At 52.4% G+C, this 23277-nt stretch carries 20 protein-coding genes and 1 tRNA gene; 15 read left to right on the forward strand and 6 right to left on the reverse strand.

What is annotated here, in order from left to right; genetic code table 11:
• The first annotated feature begins 11 nt into the window (after nucleotides 1-11).
• On the forward strand, nucleotides 12-1016 hold the full coding sequence (gene fimH, locus F3J30_RS11285) for a type 1 fimbria D-mannose specific adhesin FimH (RefSeq protein ID WP_041162006.1): 1005 nt from the start codon (nucleotides 12-14) through the stop codon (nucleotides 1014-1016).
• Nucleotides 1009-1545: a fimbria assembly protein gene (gene sfmF / locus F3J30_RS11290; protein ID WP_166717299.1), complete on the forward strand. Its 537-nt coding sequence runs from the start codon at nucleotides 1009-1011 to the stop codon at nucleotides 1543-1545. Before fimH ends, sfmF begins: the two co-directional genes overlap by 8 nt.
• A 51-nt stretch (nucleotides 1546-1596) precedes the next feature.
• Here sfmF and fimZ read toward each other — a convergent pair whose 3' ends face one another.
• The 3 genes from fimZ to F3J30_RS11305 form a co-directional block, all read right to left on the reverse strand.
• Entirely contained in the window at nucleotides 1597-2229 is a 633-nt protein-coding gene (fimZ, locus tag F3J30_RS11295; RefSeq protein ID WP_014069206.1) for a fimbria biosynthesis transcriptional regulator FimZ, read from the reverse strand.
• Between the two features lie 808 nt (nucleotides 2230-3037).
• Nucleotides 3038-3754 carry a LuxR C-terminal-related transcriptional regulator gene (locus F3J30_RS11300; protein WP_014069207.1) on the reverse strand — a complete coding sequence of 239 codons (717 nt, stop codon included), beginning with the start codon at nucleotides 3752-3754 and terminating at the stop codon, nucleotides 3038-3040.
• A gap of 24 nt (nucleotides 3755-3778) precedes the next feature.
• A complete protein-coding gene (locus tag F3J30_RS11305) occupies nucleotides 3779-4489 on the reverse strand; it encodes an EAL domain-containing protein (RefSeq protein WP_166717300.1) in 711 nt (236 codons plus the stop codon).
• A 244-nt stretch (nucleotides 4490-4733) separates the two neighbouring features.
• Here F3J30_RS11305 and F3J30_RS11310 point away from each other — a divergent pair.
• The 5 genes from F3J30_RS11310 to yahO all read left to right on the forward strand — a co-directional run bounded on the left by F3J30_RS11310 (nucleotide 4734) and on the right by yahO (nucleotide 9260).
• A tRNA-Arg gene (locus F3J30_RS11310) sits at nucleotides 4734-4810 on the forward strand.
• A gap of 359 nt (nucleotides 4811-5169) precedes the next feature.
• Entirely contained in the window at nucleotides 5170-6186 is a 1017-nt protein-coding gene (locus F3J30_RS11315; RefSeq protein WP_014069209.1) for an iron ABC transporter substrate-binding protein, read from the forward strand.
• A gap of 24 nt (nucleotides 6187-6210) precedes the next feature.
• Entirely contained in the window at nucleotides 6211-7785 is a 1575-nt protein-coding gene (locus F3J30_RS11320; RefSeq protein WP_166717301.1) for an iron ABC transporter permease, read from the forward strand.
• 1 nt (nucleotide 7786) lies between these two features.
• Entirely contained in the window at nucleotides 7787-8809 is a 1023-nt protein-coding gene (locus F3J30_RS11325) for an ABC transporter ATP-binding protein (protein ID WP_166717302.1), read from the forward strand.
• 175 nt (nucleotides 8810-8984) lie between these two features.
• Nucleotides 8985-9260 carry a DUF1471 family periplasmic protein YahO gene (yahO, locus tag F3J30_RS11330; RefSeq protein WP_014069212.1) on the forward strand — a complete coding sequence of 92 codons (276 nt, stop codon included), beginning with the start codon at nucleotides 8985-8987 and terminating at the stop codon, nucleotides 9258-9260.
• 47 nt (nucleotides 9261-9307) lie between these two features.
• On the opposite strand, the gene F3J30_RS11335 is transcribed toward yahO, so the two are convergent.
• The 3 genes from F3J30_RS11335 to F3J30_RS11345 all read right to left on the reverse strand — a co-directional run bounded on the left by F3J30_RS11335 (nucleotide 9308) and on the right by F3J30_RS11345 (nucleotide 12715).
• The gene (locus F3J30_RS11335; RefSeq protein WP_166717303.1) at nucleotides 9308-10156 is read right to left on the reverse strand and encodes an EAL domain-containing protein; all 849 of its coding nucleotides are present in this window, start codon (nucleotides 10154-10156) and stop codon (nucleotides 9308-9310) included.
• Between the two features lie 55 nt (nucleotides 10157-10211).
• Complete coding sequence (locus tag F3J30_RS11340) at nucleotides 10212-12149, reverse strand: methyl-accepting chemotaxis protein (RefSeq protein ID WP_166717304.1); 1938 nt, start codon at nucleotides 12147-12149, stop codon at nucleotides 10212-10214.
• 125 nt (nucleotides 12150-12274) lie between these two features.
• Nucleotides 12275-12715, reverse strand: coding sequence for a winged helix-turn-helix domain-containing protein (locus tag F3J30_RS11345; protein WP_166717305.1), 441 nt, complete (start codon nucleotides 12713-12715; stop codon nucleotides 12275-12277).
• Nucleotides 12716-13288: 573 nt separating this feature from the next.
• Between F3J30_RS11345 and F3J30_RS11350 the strand changes: the two genes are divergently transcribed.
• From F3J30_RS11350 to F3J30_RS11385, 8 genes are all read left to right on the forward strand, one after another.
• Entirely contained in the window at nucleotides 13289-14071 is a 783-nt protein-coding gene (locus F3J30_RS11350) for a winged helix-turn-helix domain-containing protein (RefSeq protein ID WP_166717306.1), read from the forward strand.
• A complete protein-coding gene (locus F3J30_RS11355; protein WP_166717307.1) occupies nucleotides 14058-14522 on the forward strand; it encodes a hypothetical protein in 465 nt (154 codons plus the stop codon). The genes F3J30_RS11350 and F3J30_RS11355 overlap by 14 nt, the downstream gene beginning before the upstream one ends.
• A 276-nt stretch (nucleotides 14523-14798) precedes the next feature.
• Nucleotides 14799-15878 carry a PQQ-binding-like beta-propeller repeat protein gene (locus F3J30_RS11360; RefSeq protein WP_166717308.1) on the forward strand — a complete coding sequence of 360 codons (1080 nt, stop codon included), beginning with the start codon at nucleotides 14799-14801 and terminating at the stop codon, nucleotides 15876-15878.
• Between the two features lie 53 nt (nucleotides 15879-15931).
• Complete coding sequence (locus F3J30_RS11365; protein ID WP_166717309.1) at nucleotides 15932-18118, forward strand: TonB-dependent siderophore receptor; 2187 nt, start codon at nucleotides 15932-15934, stop codon at nucleotides 18116-18118.
• 102 nt (nucleotides 18119-18220) lie between these two features.
• Complete coding sequence (pheP, locus tag F3J30_RS11370; protein WP_014069215.1) at nucleotides 18221-19606, forward strand: phenylalanine transporter; 1386 nt, start codon at nucleotides 18221-18223, stop codon at nucleotides 19604-19606.
• Nucleotides 19607-19855: 249 nt separating this feature from the next.
• Nucleotides 19856-21094: an MFS transporter gene (locus F3J30_RS11375; protein ID WP_014069216.1), complete on the forward strand. Its 1239-nt coding sequence runs from the start codon at nucleotides 19856-19858 to the stop codon at nucleotides 21092-21094.
• A 15-nt stretch (nucleotides 21095-21109) separates the two neighbouring features.
• Complete coding sequence (locus F3J30_RS11380; RefSeq protein WP_166717310.1) at nucleotides 21110-22135, forward strand: sugar phosphate isomerase/epimerase; 1026 nt, start codon at nucleotides 21110-21112, stop codon at nucleotides 22133-22135.
• Nucleotides 22128-23270 (forward strand): Gfo/Idh/MocA family oxidoreductase, encoded by a 1143-nt coding sequence (locus F3J30_RS11385; RefSeq protein WP_166717311.1) that lies wholly within the window; start codon nucleotides 22128-22130, stop codon nucleotides 23268-23270. The genes F3J30_RS11380 and F3J30_RS11385 overlap by 8 nt, the downstream gene beginning before the upstream one ends.
• Nucleotides 23271-23277 lie beyond the last annotated feature (7 nt).

Consider the following 23277-nt stretch of genomic DNA (forward strand, 5'->3'; position numbering starts at 1 on the left):
GGAACTCAATGATGAAATTTCCCCACACGCTATTGGGTGCGGTACTGCTGTGCGGCGCGCTGCCTGCGTGGGCAACCGTGTGTCAGAATGCCGACGGCGTCGCGAAGGATATCTCTTACGATCTCTCAAACGTCTTTGACAGCTCTAACAACAAGCCCGGGCAGATTGTCACCCTGGCACAAAAATCCGGGCTGGTCGGGGTGAACGCTATCTGCCCGAAGGGCACTTCCGGCAAATCGACCATGCGAAGCTACGTCACGGACCTGCCCATCACCACCGAGATAGACAGCTACAAGTATGTGAAGCTGAACGACTATCTGGATGGCGCGATGCAGATCCACGATGATTATGCCGGGACGTTTTATCCGCCAGCGAACTATATCCAGATGGGCCAGCACCCCAACGTGCCGAACAACAAAGCCTTTCCGGTGACGGATTCGAAGCTGGTGTTTCGCCTTCGGGTGACGCGCCGGTTTATCAATATGGTGGTGATCCCGCAGCAGACCATGTTCAGGGTCTACGTCACCACCACGTCGTCCGACCCGCTCAGCACGCCGGTTTACACCATCAGCTACAGCGGGACGATCCAGGTGCCGCAAAGCTGTGAAATTAATGCCGGAAAAGTCGTGGAATTTGATTTTGGCGAAATCGGCGCATCGCTGTTTAGCCAGGCCGGAGCCGGAAATCGCCCGGACAAGGTTTCGCCACAGACAAAAACGATTGCCATCAAATGCACCAATGTGGAAGCCAATGCTTACCTGTCCATGCGTATTGAAGCTGAGCAAACCTCTGGCAATGCGCTGGTTTCCGATAACCCCGATTTGGGGTTTGTGATCGCAACAGAAAGCGGCACCCCGCTGACGCCCAACAACCTGACCAGCAAAATTCCGTTCCGTCTGGATGACAGCGCGCAGGCGCAGGTGGGGATCCGGGCCTGGCCGGTCAGTATAACGGGCAATAAACCCGCCGAAGGGCGTTTTACCTCTCGCGGGTATCTGCGTGTGGATTATGAATAAAGGAGGAGCAATGCGACGCTTAAGTAAAGCACTGCTGCTGGTAGCGCTGGTTCACGCGCACGCCCATGCCACCACGGCACTGGGGGAAATCAACATTGAGCTGTACGGTAATATTGTGGATTTCACCTGTGTCGCGGAAGGCAGCGATAGCGACAAAATCGTGACGCTGGGTACCTGGCCGACAAAACAACTCAGCACCACCGGCAGCAGGACGCAGCCGGTGCCGTTTACGCTGAAGCTGACCGGATGCCCGCCCGGCGCGGCATCAATAACCTTTTCAGGAAAAGAGGACGGGAGCGATAGCGGTTTACTGGCTCTGAATGATTCAAGCCAGGCCAGCAATGTTGCGGTGGAAATTCGCGATCGGGATAAAACACGTCTGGCGTTGCAGCAGGCCAGTCAGACGGTGGCTGTAGACGCCCAGGGAAACGCAGAGCTGTCGTTTTATGCCAATTATATTGCCACGGCTGATAACCCGCAGCCGGGCAGGGCAGATGCCGATGCAACCTTTATGATTAATTATAATTGAAACTGACCGCACTCCCTGCAACTCGTATAAGTTGCGGGGAGTGAATTCAGGTTAAAGTAATTCGTGGGCTTTCGCGTAATCAATTAATTCAACAATGCTTTGCACACCCAGCTTAGAATAAATATTGGATTTGTGAGCGCTTATTGTTTTGTTGCTAAGCAACAACTGCTCGGCGATTTCTTTATTCGATAACCCATTGGCCAGATACCGCAGTACCGTCACTTCCCGGTTTGATAACGGCATGTCTATAACCATTCCTTTGTGTGTTCCCAGGTGATTTATAAAATTTAGTGTTTCGGATGGAAAAAATGAATATCCCGTCAGTAACATTTCAACCGCATTATAGATCTCACCTAAGTCTTTTCGCTTACTGACAAAGCCGTTTGCTCCGGCACGAATGGCGCGTCCGGCGTAAAACGCCTCTGATTTTGAAGACAGGAAAAGAACTTTGATGTCCTTATTTAAGTTTTTGATTCTTTTGAGTAATGCAAATCCGTCAGTCCCGGGGAGTTCGATGTCCAGGATCACCAGATCAATCGCATGGTTGCGTATACAATCAAGAACTTCATGGCTGTCACCAGACTTGAGCTTAACCACGATATTTTTATTTTTCTGTAGCAGGACTTCTATCGACATTCTGACAATAGGGTGTTCGTCCATAATGATAACGGATGCCGGTTTCATTTTTTATGCCTCAGATTGTTAAAAGCGTTGTGCCGAGTTTTGCTAAAACTCTCGGAAAGCCGGAAGGATAATTATGCAGATCCTTATACGGTGGTAATTCCCTGGAAGAGCGAAAGCATCCTTGTTAACGTAGCGATAAAATCATTGCCTCAGCGCGGATTGTTAAATTGGCTGGTGGTGGCAAAAGTGATTTCTTATTCATGTTTGAAACACGTCTTATTATACCGCTTAAGCTTTCTCCGAAAAGCCTGTAAATTATATTTTCCGTGTTTCGCTATATTATCTTCTGGAAGCTAATAGCTATTAATTTAAATTTAGCTGAAATCACCTGTTATTTCTTATACGGCAATTCATCATCTTCATGTAATAACAAAAAATGACATATCTCTCTATATGTTGATCGGTTGTTAAAAATATAAACCCGAAACCCTGAGTCATTTTTCCTGGTGTTAGCGAAGCGATCGCTGACACAGGCCGTGGTGCCGCCAACGGCAAGCGCTAACGCTCTTAAAGAAAATCTTGTGACTGAACAGCAGGATATGCTGGACATTCGCGTGTCGTGTTGATGCCGTTATGACTAATCTGCTTGTTTTTACATCATTATCATCTCATTAACGGAATCATTATTATTTTAACGCATGGTGGAATGAACTGCCTGTTCAGGTTTTTGTGGTGTTTCGCGTTGTTAAAGTGGATAAATTAGGAATAGTTGTAATTTCGCAAATTATGTTAATAAATCACATTTAATTGACAATTATCTTAAGTAATTTCCTAAAGTCCTTTGGGAATTAATGGGTTAGTGAGTAAGTTAAAACGTGAAGTCGGACAGGTTATTGAGCAGGTGCAGGAGTTCCTGGCGCTGATTTAATCCGAGTTTTTTCAGGATGCAGTTCAGGCGATAAATGATCCGGCTGTAAGGACGGTTTTGTCGGTTGGCTATTTCCCGCAATGACAGACCCTGGGACAAATACTGAAGCACGGGCCATTCGTTGCGGGAGAACCACTCTTTTTTCATACTCACCAGCGCAGTGGTGTGCAGCAGGGATTGTTGCATGGCCTTCGCGGTGAGCTGGCGCTCCAGAACGTGAAACGGCCCGGAGGCACGGCAAAAAAGCCGGGTGTCGTAATCATCCGCCCTGATCAGTAAATGAGGTATCAGAAAAGGGGAGTAAAGGCTCTGCCTTCTTAGCCTGTCCAGCATGTCGATAAGCGTAATGGCACGGCTTTCGATATCCACAAGCAGCCTGGCCGACGGCCAGTGGCCGAGCGTGCTGAACGCCTCTTCCAGCGTTTCGCAATCACAGCAGTTACTGAGCGGGGAGAGCCCGTTCATAATACCTGTACGAAGGAAGTTATCCTGGGTGACCAGAATAATAAAAGGCGCGTGCGTCTTGCGAGTCTGATTAATCGACTGGCTCAAAAACTCTAGACGGTCAAAAAAGGGGGGAGGATAGGGCGAGTGTGTAAATCCCGGTGAATCACTTCCTGTCCGACGCCGTCTGTAGCGGCGTACTGTCATTCGCATAGCTTCCCTCCTGGCGATGACTGGCTAGTCCTCCGACCAATACCAGCATGGCCAGTGATAGCCCTGGCCTAATCCTGCTCCTGCCTGTAACGCATATGCACGATCCTGGTCGTTCTCGATACCTTCGATCAGCACATGCCCGGCAAGTTGCGAACAGAGAGTGACCAGCCTGGAAAGCGCAGGTGTGGCGCGTAATCGCCAGAACGCGACCTTATCAATTTTGATGCCGTATAAAGGTAACCGACAGGATAAAAACGGTTTAATAACGGTTTCATCAACGTCATCCAGCCAGATGCGGTGGCCTTGCATACTTAATTGCTGCAAGCGTTGGGTTACACATTCACGTAGCCCGGCCGAAAGACTGAAAAAAGACGCTGGCTCGACAATCTCAATATTGAGTTGCGAGCTTTTAAGCTGCATTAACTGATGAAATGTTTTGCCCATAGTTAATACGGTTATCGGCAGATTGATAAAAAGGTTTTTGCACATCAGGGCGTTTTTTAACGTGCAGAGTTGGGCTTCAAGTAACATAAATGACTGAACCGCTGACTGGTTGTGGAAAAAACGCTCGTTATGCAGGTTGGGTGACAACACGCTGAGCACTTCAGCACCCACGGTACGTGAAGTTGAGAGGGCAACGATCGGTTCAAGTTTGATACCGGTGATATCGCGAGAGATGTGTTGAAAGCGGGAGGATTGCACTGCTACTCCGTCGTCCTGTTGTCTGCCAGTCATCGTCATAGAGTGACGGAGACCGATACAGGAAAACAGCAGGCGTTACTTAAATGCAGCTAAGCCTTTTCGCAGCGAGAAGAACGAGGACGGAAGGGGGACAAATGTTGAAAAAACAGACGTATTTACAATCGTGTAGCGCATATTGGCAGAGAAGACCGACAATCATGCCAAAAGGCATTGACTCACCTGCCATTGACCGTATAATTCCACGCGTTTCACCACCGCGAAGTTTACGCTTCTCCGTGCGCCCTTAGCTCAGTTGGATAGAGCAACGGCCTTCTAAGCCGTAGGTCGTAGGTTCGAATCCTACAGGGCGTGCCATTCAGGTGACCTGTTTATCAAAACCTCCGTTTCGCCAGCATAAAACCTTCTTTCGCTCCTTCGCGTCATTTTTGAATAATGCTGTATATTTCACCTCGGAAAGGTGTAAATTCATTTGCCAGAAATAAATAGAACGCTAATCATATAATATATTTTTGCATCTTAAGGTTTTCCTAATATTTAATACGGTCGTATTTTTTTATTGGATTTTTATCATTTCAAATTCGGTCAAATTAATATTTTAGACTTTTACGAAAAAACATGACTGATAGTAATTATCATTAGCGTTTTTATATGCTTTAATCCGTATCCGCAAAGCCATTCGTTGTTATTTACTTTGGTCTATTAAGGATATGTTCATGAATTCTCGCGTATTGTCATGCTTCTCGCTTGCATTATTGTCTTCATCGATTTTCCTTTCAACTCAGTCGGTTGCGGCAGAAAATAACGAAGGTATCGTTGTTTATAACGCCCAGCATGAAAATCTGGTGAAGTCGTGGGTTGATGGTTTTACTAAAGAAACAGGGATTAAAGTCACACTGCGTAATGGCGATGACAGCGAGCTGGGCAACCAGCTGGTTCAGGAAGGAAGTGCGTCACCAGCGGATGTCTTCCTGACCGAAAACTCCCCATCAATGGTACTGGTTGATAATGCAAAACTGTTTGCGCCATTAGATGCGGCCACATTAAAACAGGTCCCTGCGGAATTTCGTCCTGCGCACGGTCGCTGGATTGGTATTGCTGCACGTAGCACCGTCTTCGTCTATAACCCAGCTAAACTGAGCGAACAGCAGCTGCCTAAATCGCTGATGGATCTGGCAAAACCTGAGTGGAAAGGCCGCTGGGCTGCTTCCCCGTCTGGTGCTGATTTCCAGGCGATTGTCAGTGCGATGCTGGCACTGAAAGGCGAGCAGGCTACCCTGGACTGGCTGAAAGCGATGAAAGCCAACTTTGTTGCCTACAAAGGCAACAGCACCGTGATGAAAGCGGTCAATGCCGGCCAGATTGATGGCGGCGTGATTTATCATTACTACCGTTTTGTTGATCAGTCCAAAACCGGTGAAAACAGCAAAAATACTCAACTCTACTACTTCAAACACCAGGATCCGGGCGCGTTCGTGAGCCTCTCTGGTGGTGGTGTTCTGGCGTCCAGCAAGCATAAAGAGCAGGCTCAGGCGTTCATTAAGTGGATCACTGGTAAAGAAGGTCAGGAGCAGCTGCGCACCAACAATGCGTTCGAATATGCCGTGGGCGTTAACGCCGCGTCTAACCCGAAACTGGTTCCGCTGAAAGATCTTGATGCACCTAAAGTTGAGCCTTCTACACTCAACAGTAAGAAAGTCATTGAGCTGATGACACAAGCGGGCCTGCTGTGATCCTAAGAGTTAAGTGAAAGCCTTATGTCTGGTTTGAGTCTCGACCTCGGTAAAAGGCCATCTCATCAGCCGGCCCGAAAGCGGCCGGCGTTGCCGATGGTTGCGTTAGCGGTACTGTTTTCATTAATGGCGCTTCTGCCTTTAGGTTTTATTATTGCCATTGGCGTTGAGACCGGCTGGGAAACCATTAAGGCTCTCGTGTTTCGCCCGCGTGTTGCTGAGCTGCTCAGCAACACGCTGTGGCTGACTGCGTTAGCGGTGCCGCTGTGCATTGTTCTGGGTGTTTCCATCGCCTGGCTGACCGAGCGCACTACGCTTGCGGGCCGTCGTGTTTGGTCAGCGCTTGCCGTTGCGCCGTTGGCGATCCCGGCATTTGTCCAAAGCTATGCCTGGGTGAGTGTCGTGCCTTCTATGCACGGGCTCTCTGCGGGCGTGTTTCTCTCCGTCCTGGCCTACTATCCGTTTATCTACATGCCTGTTGCTGCTGTCCTGCGCCGCCTTGACCCAACGCTTGAGGATGTTGCCTCTTCGCTCGGCACTCCGCCGTGGCGGGTGTTTTTCCGCGTGGTGTTGCCGCAGCTAAAACTGGCGATTTGTGGCGGGGCGCTGCTGGTTGCGCTGCATTTACTGGCGGAATATGGCCTGTACGTCATGATCCGCTTCGACACCTTTACGACCGCGATTTACGACCAGTTCCAGTCGACGTTTAGCGGCCCGGCGGCCAATATGCTGGCGGGCGTACTGGCTTTGTGCTGCCTGGCGATTCTGCTGCTTGAAGGCGCAACGCGCGGTAAAGCCCGCTACGCCCGTATCGGCTCCGGCGCGGCGCGCGAGCAAAAACGCTGGCTGTTAAAACCGGCAACGGCTCTGATGGGGCAAGCGCTGTTTATCGTGCTGGTTATTCTGGCCCTGGGTGTCCCGCTGGTGGTGCTCTGTCGCTGGATCTGGCTCGGTGGCGTGCAAAACTGGATGAGCGCCGATCTCTGGCTCTCGCTTCGCCAGACGCTGATACTCGGTGTGGGTGGCGCGCTGCTGACCACCGTCTGCGTTATTCCCATTGCCTGGCTCGGTATTCGCTATCCGCATCGCGTGTTCAGGATGCTGGAAGGGTGCATTTACATCACCAGTTCATTGCCGGGGATCGTAACGGCGCTGGCGCTGGTGACGGTGACTATCCATTACGCGCGGCCGATTTATCAAACAGAAGTCACGCTGTTCCTCGCCTATCTGCTGATGTTCATGCCCCGTGCGCTGATCAACCTGCGGGCCGGGATCGCGCAGGCTCCGGTGGAGCTGGAAAACGTTGCCCGCAGCCTGGGCTCCTCTCCGGTGAAAGCACTCTGGAGCGTCACCATGCGGCTTGCCGCACCGGGTGCTGCGGCAGGTGCGGCACTGGTTTTCCTCGGCGTCAGTAACGAACTCACCGCGACGCTGCTGCTCTCGCCGCTGGGGACGCGCACGCTTTCAACCGGCTTCTGGGCGTTGACCAGTGAGATTGACTACGTTGCCGCGGCACCTTACGCCATGCTGATGATCCTTATCTCACTGCCGCTGACCGGTATCCTTTACATGCAGTCTAAAAAAATCGCAGGGCTTTGACATGCTTGAACTTACGTCGATTTCTAAATCATTTGCCGATGCGCTGGTGCTCGATAACCTGAACCTGACCGTTGCGCCAGGAAGCAGAACGGCGATTGTCGGGCCGTCAGGTTCAGGAAAGACAACGCTGCTGCGTATTCTTGCCGGTTTTGAAACGCCGGATACCGGGCGCATTGTGATGCAGGGGAAAACGCTGTTTGATAAGGCGAATTTTGTTCCGGCTCATCAGCGTGGGATCGGCTTTGTTCCGCAGGAAGGGGCGCTGTTCCCGCACCTCAATGTGGCGGATAATATTGCCTGGGGGCTGGAAGGCACCCGTCAGGAAAAACGCCAGCGTGTTGAGGCGCTGATGGAGATGGTGTCGCTGGACAGGCAGTTGGCAACGCACTGGCCCCATGAGATTTCCGGCGGCCAGCAGCAACGCGTTGCACTTGCGCGTGCTCTGGCGCAGCGTCCGTCGCTGATGCTGCTGGATGAGCCTTTCTCTGCGCTTGATACCGGGCTTCGTGCCATGACCCGTAAAGCAACAGCGGATCTGCTCGCTGACGCGGGCGTGGCATCTATTCTTGTGACCCACGACCAGAATGAAGCCTTGTCATTTGCGACCCAGGTGGCCGTGATGCGTGCAGGGCGTTTCACTCAGGTGGGGACGCCTTTTGAGGTTTACACCCAGCCGGTGGACGAAGAAACCGCGCTGTTCCTGGGCGATGCGCTGGTACTCCCTGCGCAGCTCAAGGATGGACGTGCGCTATGTGCTCTGGGTGAAGTGCTGACTGATGATGATAAGGCAACGGGGCAGGGACGTATGATGTTGCGCCCGGAACAACTTCGCGTCACAGCGTGCGCGCCACATGAAAGCCAAATCTCCATTCTTGACGTCGATTTCACCGGACATTTATCAACGCTCACTCTGTCACTTGCCGGGCAGCAAGCACCGCTAATTCTGAAAACGGTGAGCCAGCCGGGGTGGAATCCTGGCACCGCTGTGCGTATCGATATTACCGGTAAGGCCCGTGTTTTTTGAGTTTGCAGCCCTGAAATATATTCTTAATACTCGTTAGTATTTTCCGGCAACGGATTGTTATAAAAGATTTTTTCCAGGCGTGTGGCATTTCCTGAGTTTCTCTACCATGCTGATAAAACCTCACACAAGACGTGAGGTTTTACGTGGTTGTTTATTAATCTCAAGGAAAAAGGTTATGAAAAAAACAATTGCTATTTTGATGGGAACGGCGTTTCTGTTTACGACGAATGTCTTTGCTGCTGAACTGATGACTCGCGCTGAGTTTAAAAAAGTCGAGTCTCATTATAAAAAAATCGGTACTGTCTCCACTTCGAATGAAGTATCCGTTGATGATGCGAAAAAAGAGCTGATTGAGAAAGCAGATAAGAAAGGTGCTGATGTTCTGGTGCTGACGTCAGGCAATACGAATAACAAAATTCATGGCACGGCCAATATTTACAAGAAAAAGTAATACAGTGAACGCCACCCCGGAATGACGGGGTGGCGTTCCGTTCTTCGTTATTGCGTGGTACGTCCCTTTTGCAGCATAGCCATCCTGACCAACTCCTCAATATGAACGGCCCGGGAAAAATAATATCCCTGCATAAAGTCGATTTTCTTCCCCCGCAGGTAGTCAGCCTGACACTGCGTTTCCACTCCTTCTGCGATGATCCTTAACTGCATTTTATTCGCCAGCTCGATAAGGCTATCGACGAGGCGCGTGTCGCCGTTTTCATCTATCTGGCTGACAAACAGTTTGTCTATCTTGATGAATTCCGGTGCCAGCGCGTGAATATAAGAAAGATTTGAATACCCCGTCCCGAAATCATCCAGCGCCACGGCGATATTGGATTTTCGAAGCGTGGCAAACCACTCGCTTAACTGGGGAGTGAAATGCAGGGGATGCCGTTCCGTGATTTCGATAACCACCTGAACCTGGCCTGCATCGAGCTTGTGCAGCAGCTCAACGGTATCGGATTCAAAGCGGGGATCGAGGCAATTATGTGCGCTGAGGTTAAGGCAAATGTACAGACCATCAGGGAAAAACTTGACCCGATGCTGGAGGTCGGCGATGACCTGCTGAATCAGTTGATGCGTTAATAACGCTATCAGGTTGTACTTCTCCGCCAGGGGGATAAAGGTATCAGGAGAGATATGGCCATAAAGTGGATGCTTCCAACGGGCAAGTACCTCTATTCCGGCTATCTTCCCCGTCTGGCTGTCGAAGAATGGCTGATAGAACGGCACTATCTGGTTCTGCTTGATGGCGTCAAGCAGTGTGCCTGCCGGAGTAATGGCAAACACGCGAGACAAGAGCGCGCCGATGCCGGAGAACAGTGGCGGAGTGCGCCTGGTTGAAGTAGTCATAGCTCGCCTGTTGGTGAAAAGTCGCCAGGACATAGCCTGCGACGAAGAAAAATGGTCAGAATTTGACCCAGTCATCCTGGTCGTTTGTCGCGGCTCTTGTGCTGACCGGCAAACCAGCCTGGTTTCTTGCGCTCACCCGACGTGGTTCAGTGCGGGAAGGGGTGTCTTTCGATACCCGGAAAATTGACACCACTTTCTCAAGCTGCACGGCCTGATCTTCCAGTGAACTGGCGGCAGCAGAGGACTCTTCCACCAGGGCCGCGTTTTGCTGCGTGGTGGTGTCCATTTCAGCCATGGCCTGCGCAATTTGCGAAATCCCCCGACTTTGCTCATCGGTTGCCGCCGCAATTTCGCTCATGATGTCGCGCACCTGGGCGACGGAGGTTTCGATTTTGGTCATCGCGTTACCTGCGCTTTCAACCAGGTTAAAACCGGTATCAACGTGAACCACGGATTCGTTAATCAGGTTTTCAATCTCTTTGGCTGATTGCGCACTGCGCTGGGCGAGGGTGCGCACTTCGGCGGCGACGACGGCAAAACCTTTCCCCTGGTCTCCGGCTCGTGCGGCTTCAACAGCGGCATTCAGCGCCAGAATGTTGGTCTGGAAGGCGATGCTGTTAATCACTGTGGTGATTTCAGAAATACGGTGCGAACTGCTGCGCACGTTTTTCATGGTGTCGATCACTTTCTGCGAGATCTGACTCCCCTGACTGGCATTCTGCGAGGCCTCTTCCGCGAGCAGCCTTGCATGGTTGGCGTGCTCTGCGTTGAGTGCCACGGTTGAAGTCAGCTCTTCCATACTGGCGGCGGTTTCAACTACAGCGGCAGACTGTTGCTCGGTGCGCGAGGACAAATCCATATTCCCGGCGGCGATTTCCGAGGACGAGCGGGCCACGCTGTCCACCCCATCACGCACATCGTTGATGATGTTTTTCAGGTTGCTGTTCATTGTGGAGACGGCCTGCATCAGCAACCCCGGCTCGTCACGGCGAGTGCTGGACAGCGAACTGGTGAGATCGCCTTTGGCAATCTGTTCTGCCACGCACAGAGTTTCATTAAGCGGTCGGGTGATGGAGAAGGTGATACCCAGCGCCAGCAGAATGCCTGCAATAATCCCGATAGTGGCGACGGTTCCCATCTGGATTTTCACATTGCCCACGGTTTCCGTGACTTTTTCCTGCTGCAAGAGGAACAAGGTCTGGATTGAGTGCGTCACTTCCAGCGCCTGAGTGGCCATTTTCGATGAAAGCGCATTCTCTTCACCCCAAACGCGTTGGTAATTATCAATTTCAGCCGTAATCGCGTTAATGTCCTGGATCCCTTTCTGGATCCACGGCTTTTGCTCTTCCGGCACATCCTGCATCAGGCGTTCAGAATCCGCTAAGCCTGCGGCTAAGCGGCTACGCAGGTACTGTTCGATTTTGTCATTGGGCTGCGTTTTAAAAATGCTCATCTGCGAGTCGATATCGCTCATCAGAAACGCCACCTGCGCAGCAACCAGGGACTGCTGCGGTGACAGCGTTCCGCTCCGGCTGAGTTTGTCTGCCACCACAGAGTTATCGCACAGTTCATCGGTATTCAGTTTCGCCTCGACAGCGTGCTTTTGTTCAAGCGCATTCAGATAAGGGCTCTGGATGGCGACATAGTCACCGATCGCCGCTGCCGTGCGCTCGAGCGCCGCTTTGTTTTTCTCAAACCAGGTAAATTGCTCAAGCGTCGCAATGGCGGCCTGCATATGGGATGTGGCGCTCTGAACCTGATCGAGATACTTTTTGTCAAACGTAAACTGATAGTTCAGCCGACCGGTTCGCATTTCGGCAAGCGAATTAGAGAGATCCTCGACCAGGCCATTTTTATCCACTTTATCCTGGATATCGACGAGTCCGAGCAAGCCTGATGAAAGGATCGCAATGGCAAAAAGTAATACGGTTGCAAAACCCAAAAAGAGTTTTTTCTTGATTTTGAGATTTGAAAATAAATGGATAATATTCATTTTTTATTCCGTTCCCGTAATATGCATAGCGATCAACGGGTTTATGCTTATTTATCATCATTAAGGCGTCAGGTGAAAAAAAGCCCTTCGCACTCTCGTGGTCAGGGCAAACACCTGGGTTGACATCACTCACTCAGGGTATCTGTCTTCTCCTCTTTTTTAACGGAATGAGCCGGGAGTTCGCTCATTCTGTAATAAACGGGGATTACATCGGGATAATTGATGATGTAACCACGCCCTTTAATATTGCGAATAAAATCGTCGGGGAGGCCAAGCAGACTGAGCTTGTTATTAAGATTGTGCAGGACCTGCCATAATCGTTGTGTCGAGGGGCTAAGGTTGTGCGCCTCCCATATTTTTTCGAATAACTCTTCTTTGGTGACTGGTTTCGTTCTGCCGTTCTCCAGCAGAAAAAGAAAGAGCCGTAGCATCGTTTCATTAAAATAAATAGACGCAAATGCGATGCTTTTATCGGTATGGCTACCTGCGAGTCGGTATAGCCTGCGATTAGAAATATCGAAATGAATTTCATCACCGATCATAAATCCATATAGACGATAGCCCATATTTTCTACCCACATTAAATTAAAACTGACATGCACCTCTACATATAAGCATTGAAATAATCCACACCGTTTATGTGGTGGATTATATGGCTGCTATCAATGCTTTCCAATACACAACCCTGTGCGCTATAAGAAACCGGTTGTGCATCACCCACTCATGGAGTATTTGTCGATGTAAGTTGTATTTTTAGTGCTAAAAACTAATTTTTTGTGATTCGCTTATTGTTTACTCTGATTTTTTATACCTGGGTGATGACTCAACATTAAAATGCGAATTTTTCAAAAGCGTTAGCACATCTCTCTGTCTCGTCGGCAAGTCATACGCTGTGTCGACAGAGCTGTTGTGTTGCCGCTGACAGTAGGTTTTCCCGCTAAAAAAGAGGAGTGAAGTTAAATGATTTATACTGATTAAGCAGGGTTCATAAAGGGTCCAAACAGGCAGGATGTGGCATTTTATGTGTGATAACCTGCTGATAATGAAAAACATAATTCTGAATCAGAAATCGTAAACGGACGCGACAACATAACAATGATTAATGCATTCCACCCGTGTTCCCTTCCGGCAGGCGCGCCATGAAGCCTGTCTTCCTGTTAAATGGCTCCGTGCTTTTTGAGCCGGACAAGCGTCGGCTATGCCCGCTTACCGGTTACCCTGCGCGTGCCGTGGTTCTGCATGGCCCGGTGAGTGAGTGCCTGCTTCAGCTGCTGGAGCACAATGGCGAAGTTCTGACCCAGCGCTATCTGTTCGCCGCGGTCTGGGAAAAGCAGGGGGCGATCGTCACCACCAATGCGCTGTATCAGACCATCGCCTCCATCCGTAAAGCGCTGAAAACGGCGGGGCTGGCAGATAATATTGTTCAGACGGTGCCAAAGGAGGGTTTTAAATCGATAGCGCAGATCCAGACGGGAACGCTCGATGCCTTTATCGCGCCGATCATGGTGGAGCCTGTCGATAACGGTGCTTCTTTACCGACTGCGGATATAAAAAAACGTCGTCGTTTTCTCCCGGAGAATATCGCGTATGGCATAGCCGGGCTGGTATTTATCGTCTCCTGCATCGTGCTGTATCTTCAGCTAAATGAACCGCGCGGCGGATTTGAAAGTTATCAGCCGATCGGTAAAACGCAAGGGTGTGACGTTTACTCGTCGTGGCATGACAAAATACAAAGCCAGCGGATCTTCACCACCTTGATTAAGCGTTACCCCATTCAATGTAACGAGGGCGGGGTGGCCTATATGACACTTAACCGTTATCAGAATGGGACGTCGGTGATTGTTTGCGATAAACAGCCAGACATTGCTGGCGCGCAATGTGATTCCATCATGTACAGGGAGGAATACCATGAGAATGAATAACCGGGTAACGCGCTGGCTGGCCATTATTCTGGCGATTATTACGCCGTTAATGTCTGCCTGGTATGTTCATTATCAGCGGAATAATTTTACCTGTGAGAGTCATTTAACCCTTGTCGATGGTGATTCACAGGTTGATTCCATCATGACGTTTGCTTTTCATAACGGATCAGGCTCCTTTGATTCAACCGGGGAATATCGTCAGGTGGGCCAGCTACCGATAACTATCAGTAATAAAATCGCGTTTAGCTATTGGTATGAAGAGGGCAAGGTCATTATGGTTTCCAGTGATACTAATGAACTGCCGAAAAAAGACGAACCCTTCCGTCGTTATATTCCTGACTTTTTCCATCACCGCGACCGCGGTATCAGCGTGGAGATTGTCCCGGTAAATGCCTCCAGCTACCTCTTTAGTTTCGGAAATTCCCCCGCGTTTTACTGCACCAAAGGGTGAATACCCCTCATCATCCTGCTCGTTTTAATTTAGGCCGTTACGCATATTTACACTTGATCATACAAAGATAATGAGTATAGTTCTCATTCTCTTTAGTGTTTGCGGCAACGACGGACGCCCCCGCATCAGCAGTGAGTGCCTGACTCACAAGGAACACTGAGTAATTACGGTGGACTTTGCACTGGCCTTACAGCCTGTCAACACAATCAGATCGCTTAGCGACATTCGACGCAATTTCCCGCCTGACTTTCTCTTGAACGGTAAAGGATGTTCCTGATGACCCAAAAAATGTCTGCGCTGGCATTGCTTGTTGCTGTCTCTCTTTCTGGTTGCGCTGCCCAACAGGCGGCCACGCCAGCACCAGCTGTCCAGAAGACCGTAACGGCCCCTGAGAAAACCGGCGTGCTCAAACGTGAACTGGCCGATGGTCTGTACGAAATGGTGCTCAATCAGAAAGGCGATGCGCTGTTTGTTGCCAGTTCTGAAGGCTTTAAGGATGTGCAGGGCGGTGTGGTCTATAAGCTTGATCCCACCACGCTGAAAACCATTGGCCGCAGCCATACGGATCTGAAAAACTTCGCGATGGCTATCGCGCCCGACGGGCAAACGGTCTACGTCACGAACTCGCTGGACGGCGGTATCAGCGCGATCAGCACCGCAGACGGAAAAGTCAAAAAACGCCTGATGTTCACCGAGCGCAACAAAGAGGGTTTCCCGTTTGGCGCGCGTGAAATTCTGCTGCACAACGGCTCGCTTTACGTGGGTGGAGTGGGCGATCCGGGTGTGATTTGGGTGATAGATGCCGAAACCCTGAAGCTGAAAAGAACCATCAAAAATGCCGGCCAGTGGGTTACCGGGTTGCTGTGGTCTGAACAGACCGACCGCCTGTATGCAGCCAATGGCGGCGGCGAGATCCTCGTCATCAATCCGCACACCAACAAAATCGAAACACGCTGGAAGCCGCTGGGTAGCAAGCCAGCGCTGCTGCTGAATCTGGCCGAAGACAAGGCCACCGGGCGCCTGTTTGTTACAGACAACTCCAAAGCCAAAACCACGTTGGTGCTCAATATCCACACCGGTGAGGTTATCAAACAGCTGGATGTTGGCGACTCGCTGGCGGTGAAGTTCAACGCCAGCCGCAATGAGCTTTACATCACCCAGCGCGAAAGCGGAAAACTGCTGAGCCTGGACGCCACCACCTATGCCGTGAAGCAATCATGGGATCTGCCGCCAAATCCGAACAGCCTGCTGCTGTCCGCAGATGGCCAGACCCTGTACGTCACCGTTAAACAGGCTTTCAACAAAGACCACTCAACTAACGGGCCGGACAGCGTCGTTCGTATTTCGCTTAACTAAATTCTAAGGCCCGTTCACGGGCCAATTTTGCGCGTACTTTTAATGAGTTAATTATGACCAACACCACAATGCACAAAACGCTGCTGGCACTCGCCATCGGCGCGGTTACGCACTCCGCCTTTGCGGCGGACAACAAAAATGAAGACACCATTGTCGTTCAGTCTGCTACGGCGGACGCCTTCAAACCGGGCGGCGATCAGCTGGTGCCTGCCTTCCTTGACGGGCAGGTGGCAAACGGCGGACGCATGGGAATGCTCGGCCAGCAGAACGCCATGGATGTGCCGTTTAATCTGGTCAGCTACACCGCGAAGCTGGTTGAAGATCAACAGGCGAAAACCATTGCCGATGTGGTCGCCAACGACGCGGGCGTGCAGTACGTGCAGGGCTACGGTAACAGTGCGGAAAGCTTCCGTATTCGTGGCCTGAAATTTGATGGCGATGACATGACCTTTGGTGGCCTGTCCGGCGTATTGCCACGGCAGGTGGTTGATGCGCAGATGGTGGATCGTATCGAGATCTTCAAAGGGGCAAACTCCCTGATGAACGGCGCGGCAAGTTCTGGCGTGGGCGGGATGATCAACCTTGAGCCAAAACATGCAGGCGAAACCCCACAGGCGAAAGTGGGCGTGGATTACACCTCTGATTCGCAGTTTGGTACCACTCTGGATGCCGGCCGCCGCTTCGGTGACAGCGATCAGTTTGGCGCACGGGTGAACCTGGTCCATCGTGAAGGGGAAACCGGCGTGGCGAACGATCGTCGTCGCACCACCTTGCTTTCTACTGGCCTGGATTATAAGGGCGATAATTTCCGCACCTCGCTGGATGTGGGGTATCAGAAGAAGACCTTCCACGGTAGCCCAACCAGCGTCAACATTTCGGCAGTAGACTTCATTCCTGAGCCACCGAAAAATGACCGTAACATTTCGCAAAAATGGGCTTACAGCAATATCGAAAACGAATTCGGGATGTGGCGTAGCGAATACGACATCACTGATAACTGGACGGCATACACAGGCCTTGGCGCGCAACATGCGCACGAAGAAGGTTTATACAGCGCACCGAAGATCCTCGACAAAAGTGGCCGGGCGATTGTGAGCCGTCTGGACACCAACCGCATCAGCGATTCGGTCAGTGGCATGGCGGGCATTCGCGGCAACTTCAATACCGGTTTCGTCTCGCATAAGGTAAACGTCGGCTATTCCGCGCTGACCAAAAACGAAAAAATCGCGTGGAAGATGTCGAAGGCAGCGGATAACCCGTACACCAATATCTACCACAACACCGGCGTGAATGCGCCAGACAGCACCAACTTCAACGGCTCTGGCGGCGATTACAGTGACCCGCTCACCAGCGGTCGCACCCGCTCTCAGGGCTGGCTGTTGAGCGACACGTTCGGCGTGCTGGACGACAAACTGCTGTTCACCGCGGGCGCACGCCATCAGAAGGTGGTGATCCGCGGTTATAACAAAATCACCGGGGCAGAAAACGACGCCGATGGCTTCGACGGCAGCCGCTGGATGCCAACTTACGGTGTGGTGTATAAGCCATGGAATGAGATCTCGCTTTACGCTAACCACACCGAGGCATTGCAGCCGGGTAAAACCGCGCCAGATTCGGCGACCAACTACGGGCAAAGCACCGGGATCGTCCATTCAAAACAGAACGAAGTGGGGGTTAAAGCAGACTTTGGTCGTGTGGGCGGCTCGCTGGCACTGTTTGAAATCAAAATGCCATCGGCCATTCTCGACAGCGTGACCAAACACTATGGTCTGGATGCCGAGCAGCGTAACCGTGGGGTTGAGCTGAATGTCTTTGGCGAGCCAATGCTGGGGATGCGTCTCAACGCCAGTGCCACCTGGTTACAGGCGGAGCTGACCAAAACCAACAACGGCCTGAATCAGGGCAATGACGCCATCGGCGTACCGAATTTCTATGCGGTGCTGGGCGCTGAATACGACATCAAACCGATTGACGGGCTAACGGCAACCGCGCGCGTAAACCACTCTGGCACGCAGTACGCTGATCTGGCCAACACCAAAAAGCTGGACAGCTACACCACCCTGGATCTGGGGATGCGCTACCGCTTTGCTGTTAACCAGAATCAAAACCAGATGACCCTTCGTGCGGGCATCGACAACGTCACCAACGAAAACTACTGGGCGTCTGTTGATGATTCCGGTACGTACATCACTCAAGGCGAACCCCGGACCTTTAAGGTCTCGGTTGGCTACGAGTTCTGAGTTCCACCCTCGTTATCAGGGGCAAGGATGCCCCAATCCCTTGCTACCACCAGCATGAAGTGTTAAAACGTGCCCCTTCTAGAAAAGAGACAGGGGTAGGACGTGAAAGACGCGTCATCCGCTTCGGGCAGTGAGAGCGCCGAAGCCTCGTCGGAACAGACTCCGACGCTGCAACGTGGTTTGCAAAATCGACATATCCAGTTAATTGCCCTCGGCGGCGCTATTGGTACCGGGTTGTTTCTCGGCATCGGCCCTGCGATCCAGATGGCGGGCCCGGCAGTGCTACTGGGTTACGGTATCGCCGGGGTTATCGCCTTTTTGATCATGCGCCAGCTTGGCGAGATGGTCGTCGAAGAGCCGGTATCAGGTTCCTTTGCGCACTTTGCCTATAAATACTGGGGCCCGTTTGCAGGCTTCCTGTCTGGCTGGAACTACTGGGTGATGTTCGTGCTGGTGGGCATGGCTGAGCTGACCGCCGCAGGCATCTATATGCAGTACTGGCTGCCGGATGTGCCGACCTGGATCTGGGCTGCGGCCTTCTTCATCATTATTAATGCCGTTAACCTCGTGAACGTGCGCCTGTACGGCGAAACCGAGTTCTGGTTTGCACTGATCAAGGTGCTGGCGATTATCGGTATGATTGGTTTTGGCCTGTGGCTGCTGTTCTCGGGTCACGGTGGCGAACGCGCAACCATCGATAACCTGTGGCAGCACGGCGGGTTCCTGGCAACGGGCTGGAAGGGGCTCATTCTCTCACTGGCGGTGATTATGTTCTCCTTCGGCGGGCTGGAGCTGATTGGGATTACCGCCGCTGAAGCGCGCGACCCGCACAAAAGCATTCCTAAAGCTGTGAACCAGGTGGTGTACCGTATCCTGCTGTTTTACATTGGCTCTCTGGTGGTGCTGCTGGCGCTCTACCCGTGGGTAGAAGTCAAATCCGACAGTAGTCCGTTCGTGATGATTTTCCACGATCTGAACAGCAACGTGGTGGCTTCAGCGCTGAACTTCGTCATTCTGGTGGCGTCCCTTTCGGTCTATAACAGCGGCGTGTACTCCAACAGCCGAATGCTGTTTGGCCTGTCTGTTCAGGGCAATGCGCCGAAATTCTTAACCCGCGTCAGCCATCGCGGTGTGCCGGTGAATTCGCTGCTGCTTTCTGGCGCTATCACGTCTCTGGTGGTGTTGATCAACTATCTGCTGCCAAAAGAGGCCTTTGGCCTGCTGATGGCACTGGTGGTCGCCACGCTGCTGCTGAACTGGATAATGATCTGCCTGGCGCACCTGCGTTTTCGTGCGGCAATGCGTCGCAAGGGGCGCGATACCCAGTTCAAGGCGCTGCTTTACCCGGCGGGGAACTACATCTGTATCGCCTTCCTGGGGCTGATCCTCGTGCTGATGTGCACTATCGACGACATGCGTCTTTCCGCGATGCTGCTGCCAGTGTGGGTGTTGTTCCTGTTCGTGGCGTTTAAGCTGTCCCGGAGATAAAAGCAAAACGGCAACCTGGTTGCCGTTTTTTGTGTTTGCACCCTCTCCCCGTGGGAGAGGGCCGGGGTGAGGGCACCAGACCGCACGAATGCTTACCGGGCCTACAACTCACCACTCTGCGTTCAACCCAACCTTTATCGTGACCCCCCTCCCATTTCTGTTTCGATCCGCAGGATCTTTATTTTGTAATCGATTACTTTTCATTTGAACTGTTTTGTAATCGATTACTTTTTCTGGGTGAGGCTCATCATGGTGTCAACAACTGAAAGTAGTGAAAAGGCGATAGCGCAGCACCGGCTTCTTGTGCCACGTCTGTCGTTGATGATGTTTATGCAGTTTTTTATCTGGGGTAGCTGGTCGGTTACGCTCGGCCTGGTGATGACCCAGCACAACATGTCATTGCTGATTGGCGATGCGTTCTCCGCGGGGCCAATAGCCTCCATTCTCTCGCCGTTTGTGCTCGGGATGCTGGTAGATCGCTTCTTTGCCTCGCAGAAGGTGATGGCGGTCATGCATCTGGCAGGGGCGGCGATCCTGTGGTTCGTGCCAGGTGCCCTGATTGCGGAAAATGGCGCATTGCTGATTGGCCTGCTGTTTGGTTACACGCTCTGCTATATGCCCACACTTGCGCTTACCAACAACATCGCCTTTCACAGCCTGGCGAATGTCGATAAAACCTTCCCGGTGGTACGCGTGTTCGGCACGATTGGCTGGATTGTTGCCGGGATCTTTATCGGTGTAACCGGCGTGGCGTCCAGCGTTACCATTTTCCATATCGCGGCCACCTGTTCGGTGCTGCTGGCGCTCTATAGCCTGACGCTGCCGCACACCCCGGCACCAGCGAAAGGGTTGCCGGTACAGCTGCGCGATCTTTTCTGTGCTGACGCCTTTGCGCTGCTCAAAACGCGCCATTTCTTTATCTTTTCGCTCTGCGCAATGCTGATTTCTGTGCCGCTCGGGACGTACTACGCCTATACCGCGTCTTATCTGGCCGATGCAGGCATTGCGGATGTCAGTACCGCCATGTCCTTCGGGCAGATGTCGGAAATTGTCTTCATGCTGGTCATCCCTCTGCTGTTCCGCCGTCTGGGCGTGAAATACATGTTGTTGGTCGGCATGTTGGCGTGGTTTGTGCGTTACGCCTTCTTCGCCCTGGGCGTGAGTGAGGAAGGGCGCTTCCTGCTTTATCTGGGCATTTTGCTGCACGGCGTGTGCTACGACTTCTTCTTCGTGGTCGGTTTTATCTATACCGACCGTGTGGCGGGGGAGAAAGTGAAAGGTCAGGCGCAGAGCATGATTGTGATGTTCACTTACGGTATCGGGATGCTGCTGGGCTCGCAAATTTCAGGCGCACTCTACAGCCGACTGGTGGCCGGGCAAACCCTGCCACAGGCGTGGGTGGCGTTCTGGTGGATCCCGGCGGTCGCGGCCGCAGCGATTGCACTCATTTTCCTTCTCACGTTCAGGTATGACGATGACAAGGCTTAACATTCAGGAGGGGGTATGAGAACCATTAAGGGACCGGGCATTTTTCTGTCGCAGTTTATCGGCGGGCATCCGCCGTTTAACTCGCTGGACGGGCTGGCGGGCTGGGCTGCTGGCAAGGGTTATAAAGCACTGCAAATACCCTGCAATCATCCACATATCTTTGATGTGGAAAAGGCGGCTGAAAGCCAGACCTATTGCGATGAGATAACCGGAAAGTTGGCCGAGCATGGGCTGGTTATCAGCGAACTCTCGACCCATCTGGAAGGGCAACTGGTGGCGGTAAACGCGGTGTATCGCGAGGCGTTTGATCATTTTGCGCCAGAAACGGTGCGCGGCAACGATACGGCCCGCCAGGCCTGGGCAACACAGAAGCTGAAACAGGCGGCAGTGGCATCGTCCCGGTTAGGGTTGAATGCACACGCAACGTTTTCCGGCTCGCTGGCCTGGCCTTATTTCTACCCGTGGCCACCTCACAATGAACAGCGTTTTCAGGAGGCGTTCCGCGAGCTGGCACATCGCTGGCGGCCGATTCTGGATACCTTTGATCAACACGGAGTGAATGTCTGTTATGAGCTGCACCCGGGGGAAGATCTGCACGATGGCGTGACCTTTGAGCGTTTTCTGGCGCTGGTGGACAACCATCCGCGCTGCAATATTCTCTACGATCCAAGCCATATGCTGCTGCAACAAATGGATTATCTGACCTTTGTTGATCTCTACCATTCGCGGATCAAAGCATTCCACGTTAAGGATGCCGAGTTCAGGGCGAACGGGCGCAGCGGCGTGTACGGCGGCTATCAGCCGTGGATCAATCGGGCCGGGCGTTTCCGTTCGCTGGGGGACGGGCAGATTGATTTCAAAGGGATTTTCAGCAAGCTGACGCAGTACGATTACGACGGCTGGGCGGTACTGGAGTGGGAATGTTGCCTGAAGGATGGCGACACCGGGGCCAGCGAGGGCAGTGAGTTTATCCGCCGCCACATTATTCCGGTGTCGGGGCGCGCATTTGATGATTTTGCCGCAGGAGGCAGCAATGATTAATGTCGGCATTATCGGCAGCGGGTTTATCGGCCCGGCCCATATTGAAGCGCTTCGCCGTCTGGGGTTTGTACAGGTGGTGGCGCTGTGCGATGGCTCGCTTGCCCAGGCGCAGGAAAAAGCGCGTGCGCTTAATGTGCCCCACGCCTACGGCAGCATTGATGCGCTGCTGGCGCATCCGGATTTACACGTGGTACACAACTGCACACCCAATCATCTGCACGCCGAGGTGAATCGTCAGATTATACGCGCGGGCAAGCATGTCTTTTCCGAGAAACCCCTGTGCATGACCCCGCAAGAGGCGCGCGAGCTGGTGGCGCTGGCAGAACAGGCGGGTGTGGTTCATGGCGTCAGCTTTGTCTATCGCCAGTTTGCGATGGTGCGCCAGGCGGCAAGCATGATGCGCGAAGGCCGTATCGGGCGGTTGTTCGCTTCCCACGGCAGCTATTTGCAGGACTGGATGCTGCTGGAAACAGACTACAACTGGCGGGTGGATGCCACGCTCGGTGGGGCATCGCGCGCGGTTGCCGATATCGGCTCCCACTGGTGCGATACCGTGCAGTTTGTTACCGGACGGCGGATAACCGAAGTGATGGCCGATCTCTCGATAGTCTGGCCAACGCGTAAAGCCAGCGTGGCGGGAAATCAAACCTTCACGCACGACGAACGGGCAGCGTATGAGGATAAACCGGTCACGACCGAAGACTTCGGCTCGGTGCTGTTTCGCTTTGATGACGGCAGCAAGGGCAGTTTTAACGTTTCGCAGGTCAGTGCAGGGCGTAAAAACCGCCTGACCTTTGAGATCAACGGCAGTGAGCATTCCGTGGCGTGGGATCAGGAGGTTCCGCAATGCTTGTGGATTGGCCATCGCGCGCAGGCTAATCAGTTGCTGAGCGACGATCCGGGGTTAATGAACCCGGATGTGGCGGAAAGCGCCCATTTCCCGGGGGGGCATATTGAAGGCTGGCCAGACGCATTCAAAAATATGATGGCGCAGTTCTACCGCGCGGTTCAGACGGGCAGGATGCCGGAACAACCGCTGTTCGCCACTTTCCATGAGGGGGCGAACGTGATGTATATCATTGATGCGATAGTAAAAAGTCATCAGCAACAGCGATGGGTGCGTATTGAGCGATGACGTGTTG

Source organism: Enterobacter sp. Tr-810 (genome assembly GCF_011752765.1).
Classification (GTDB): Bacteria; Pseudomonadota; Gammaproteobacteria; order Enterobacterales; family Enterobacteriaceae; genus Enterobacter; species Enterobacter soli.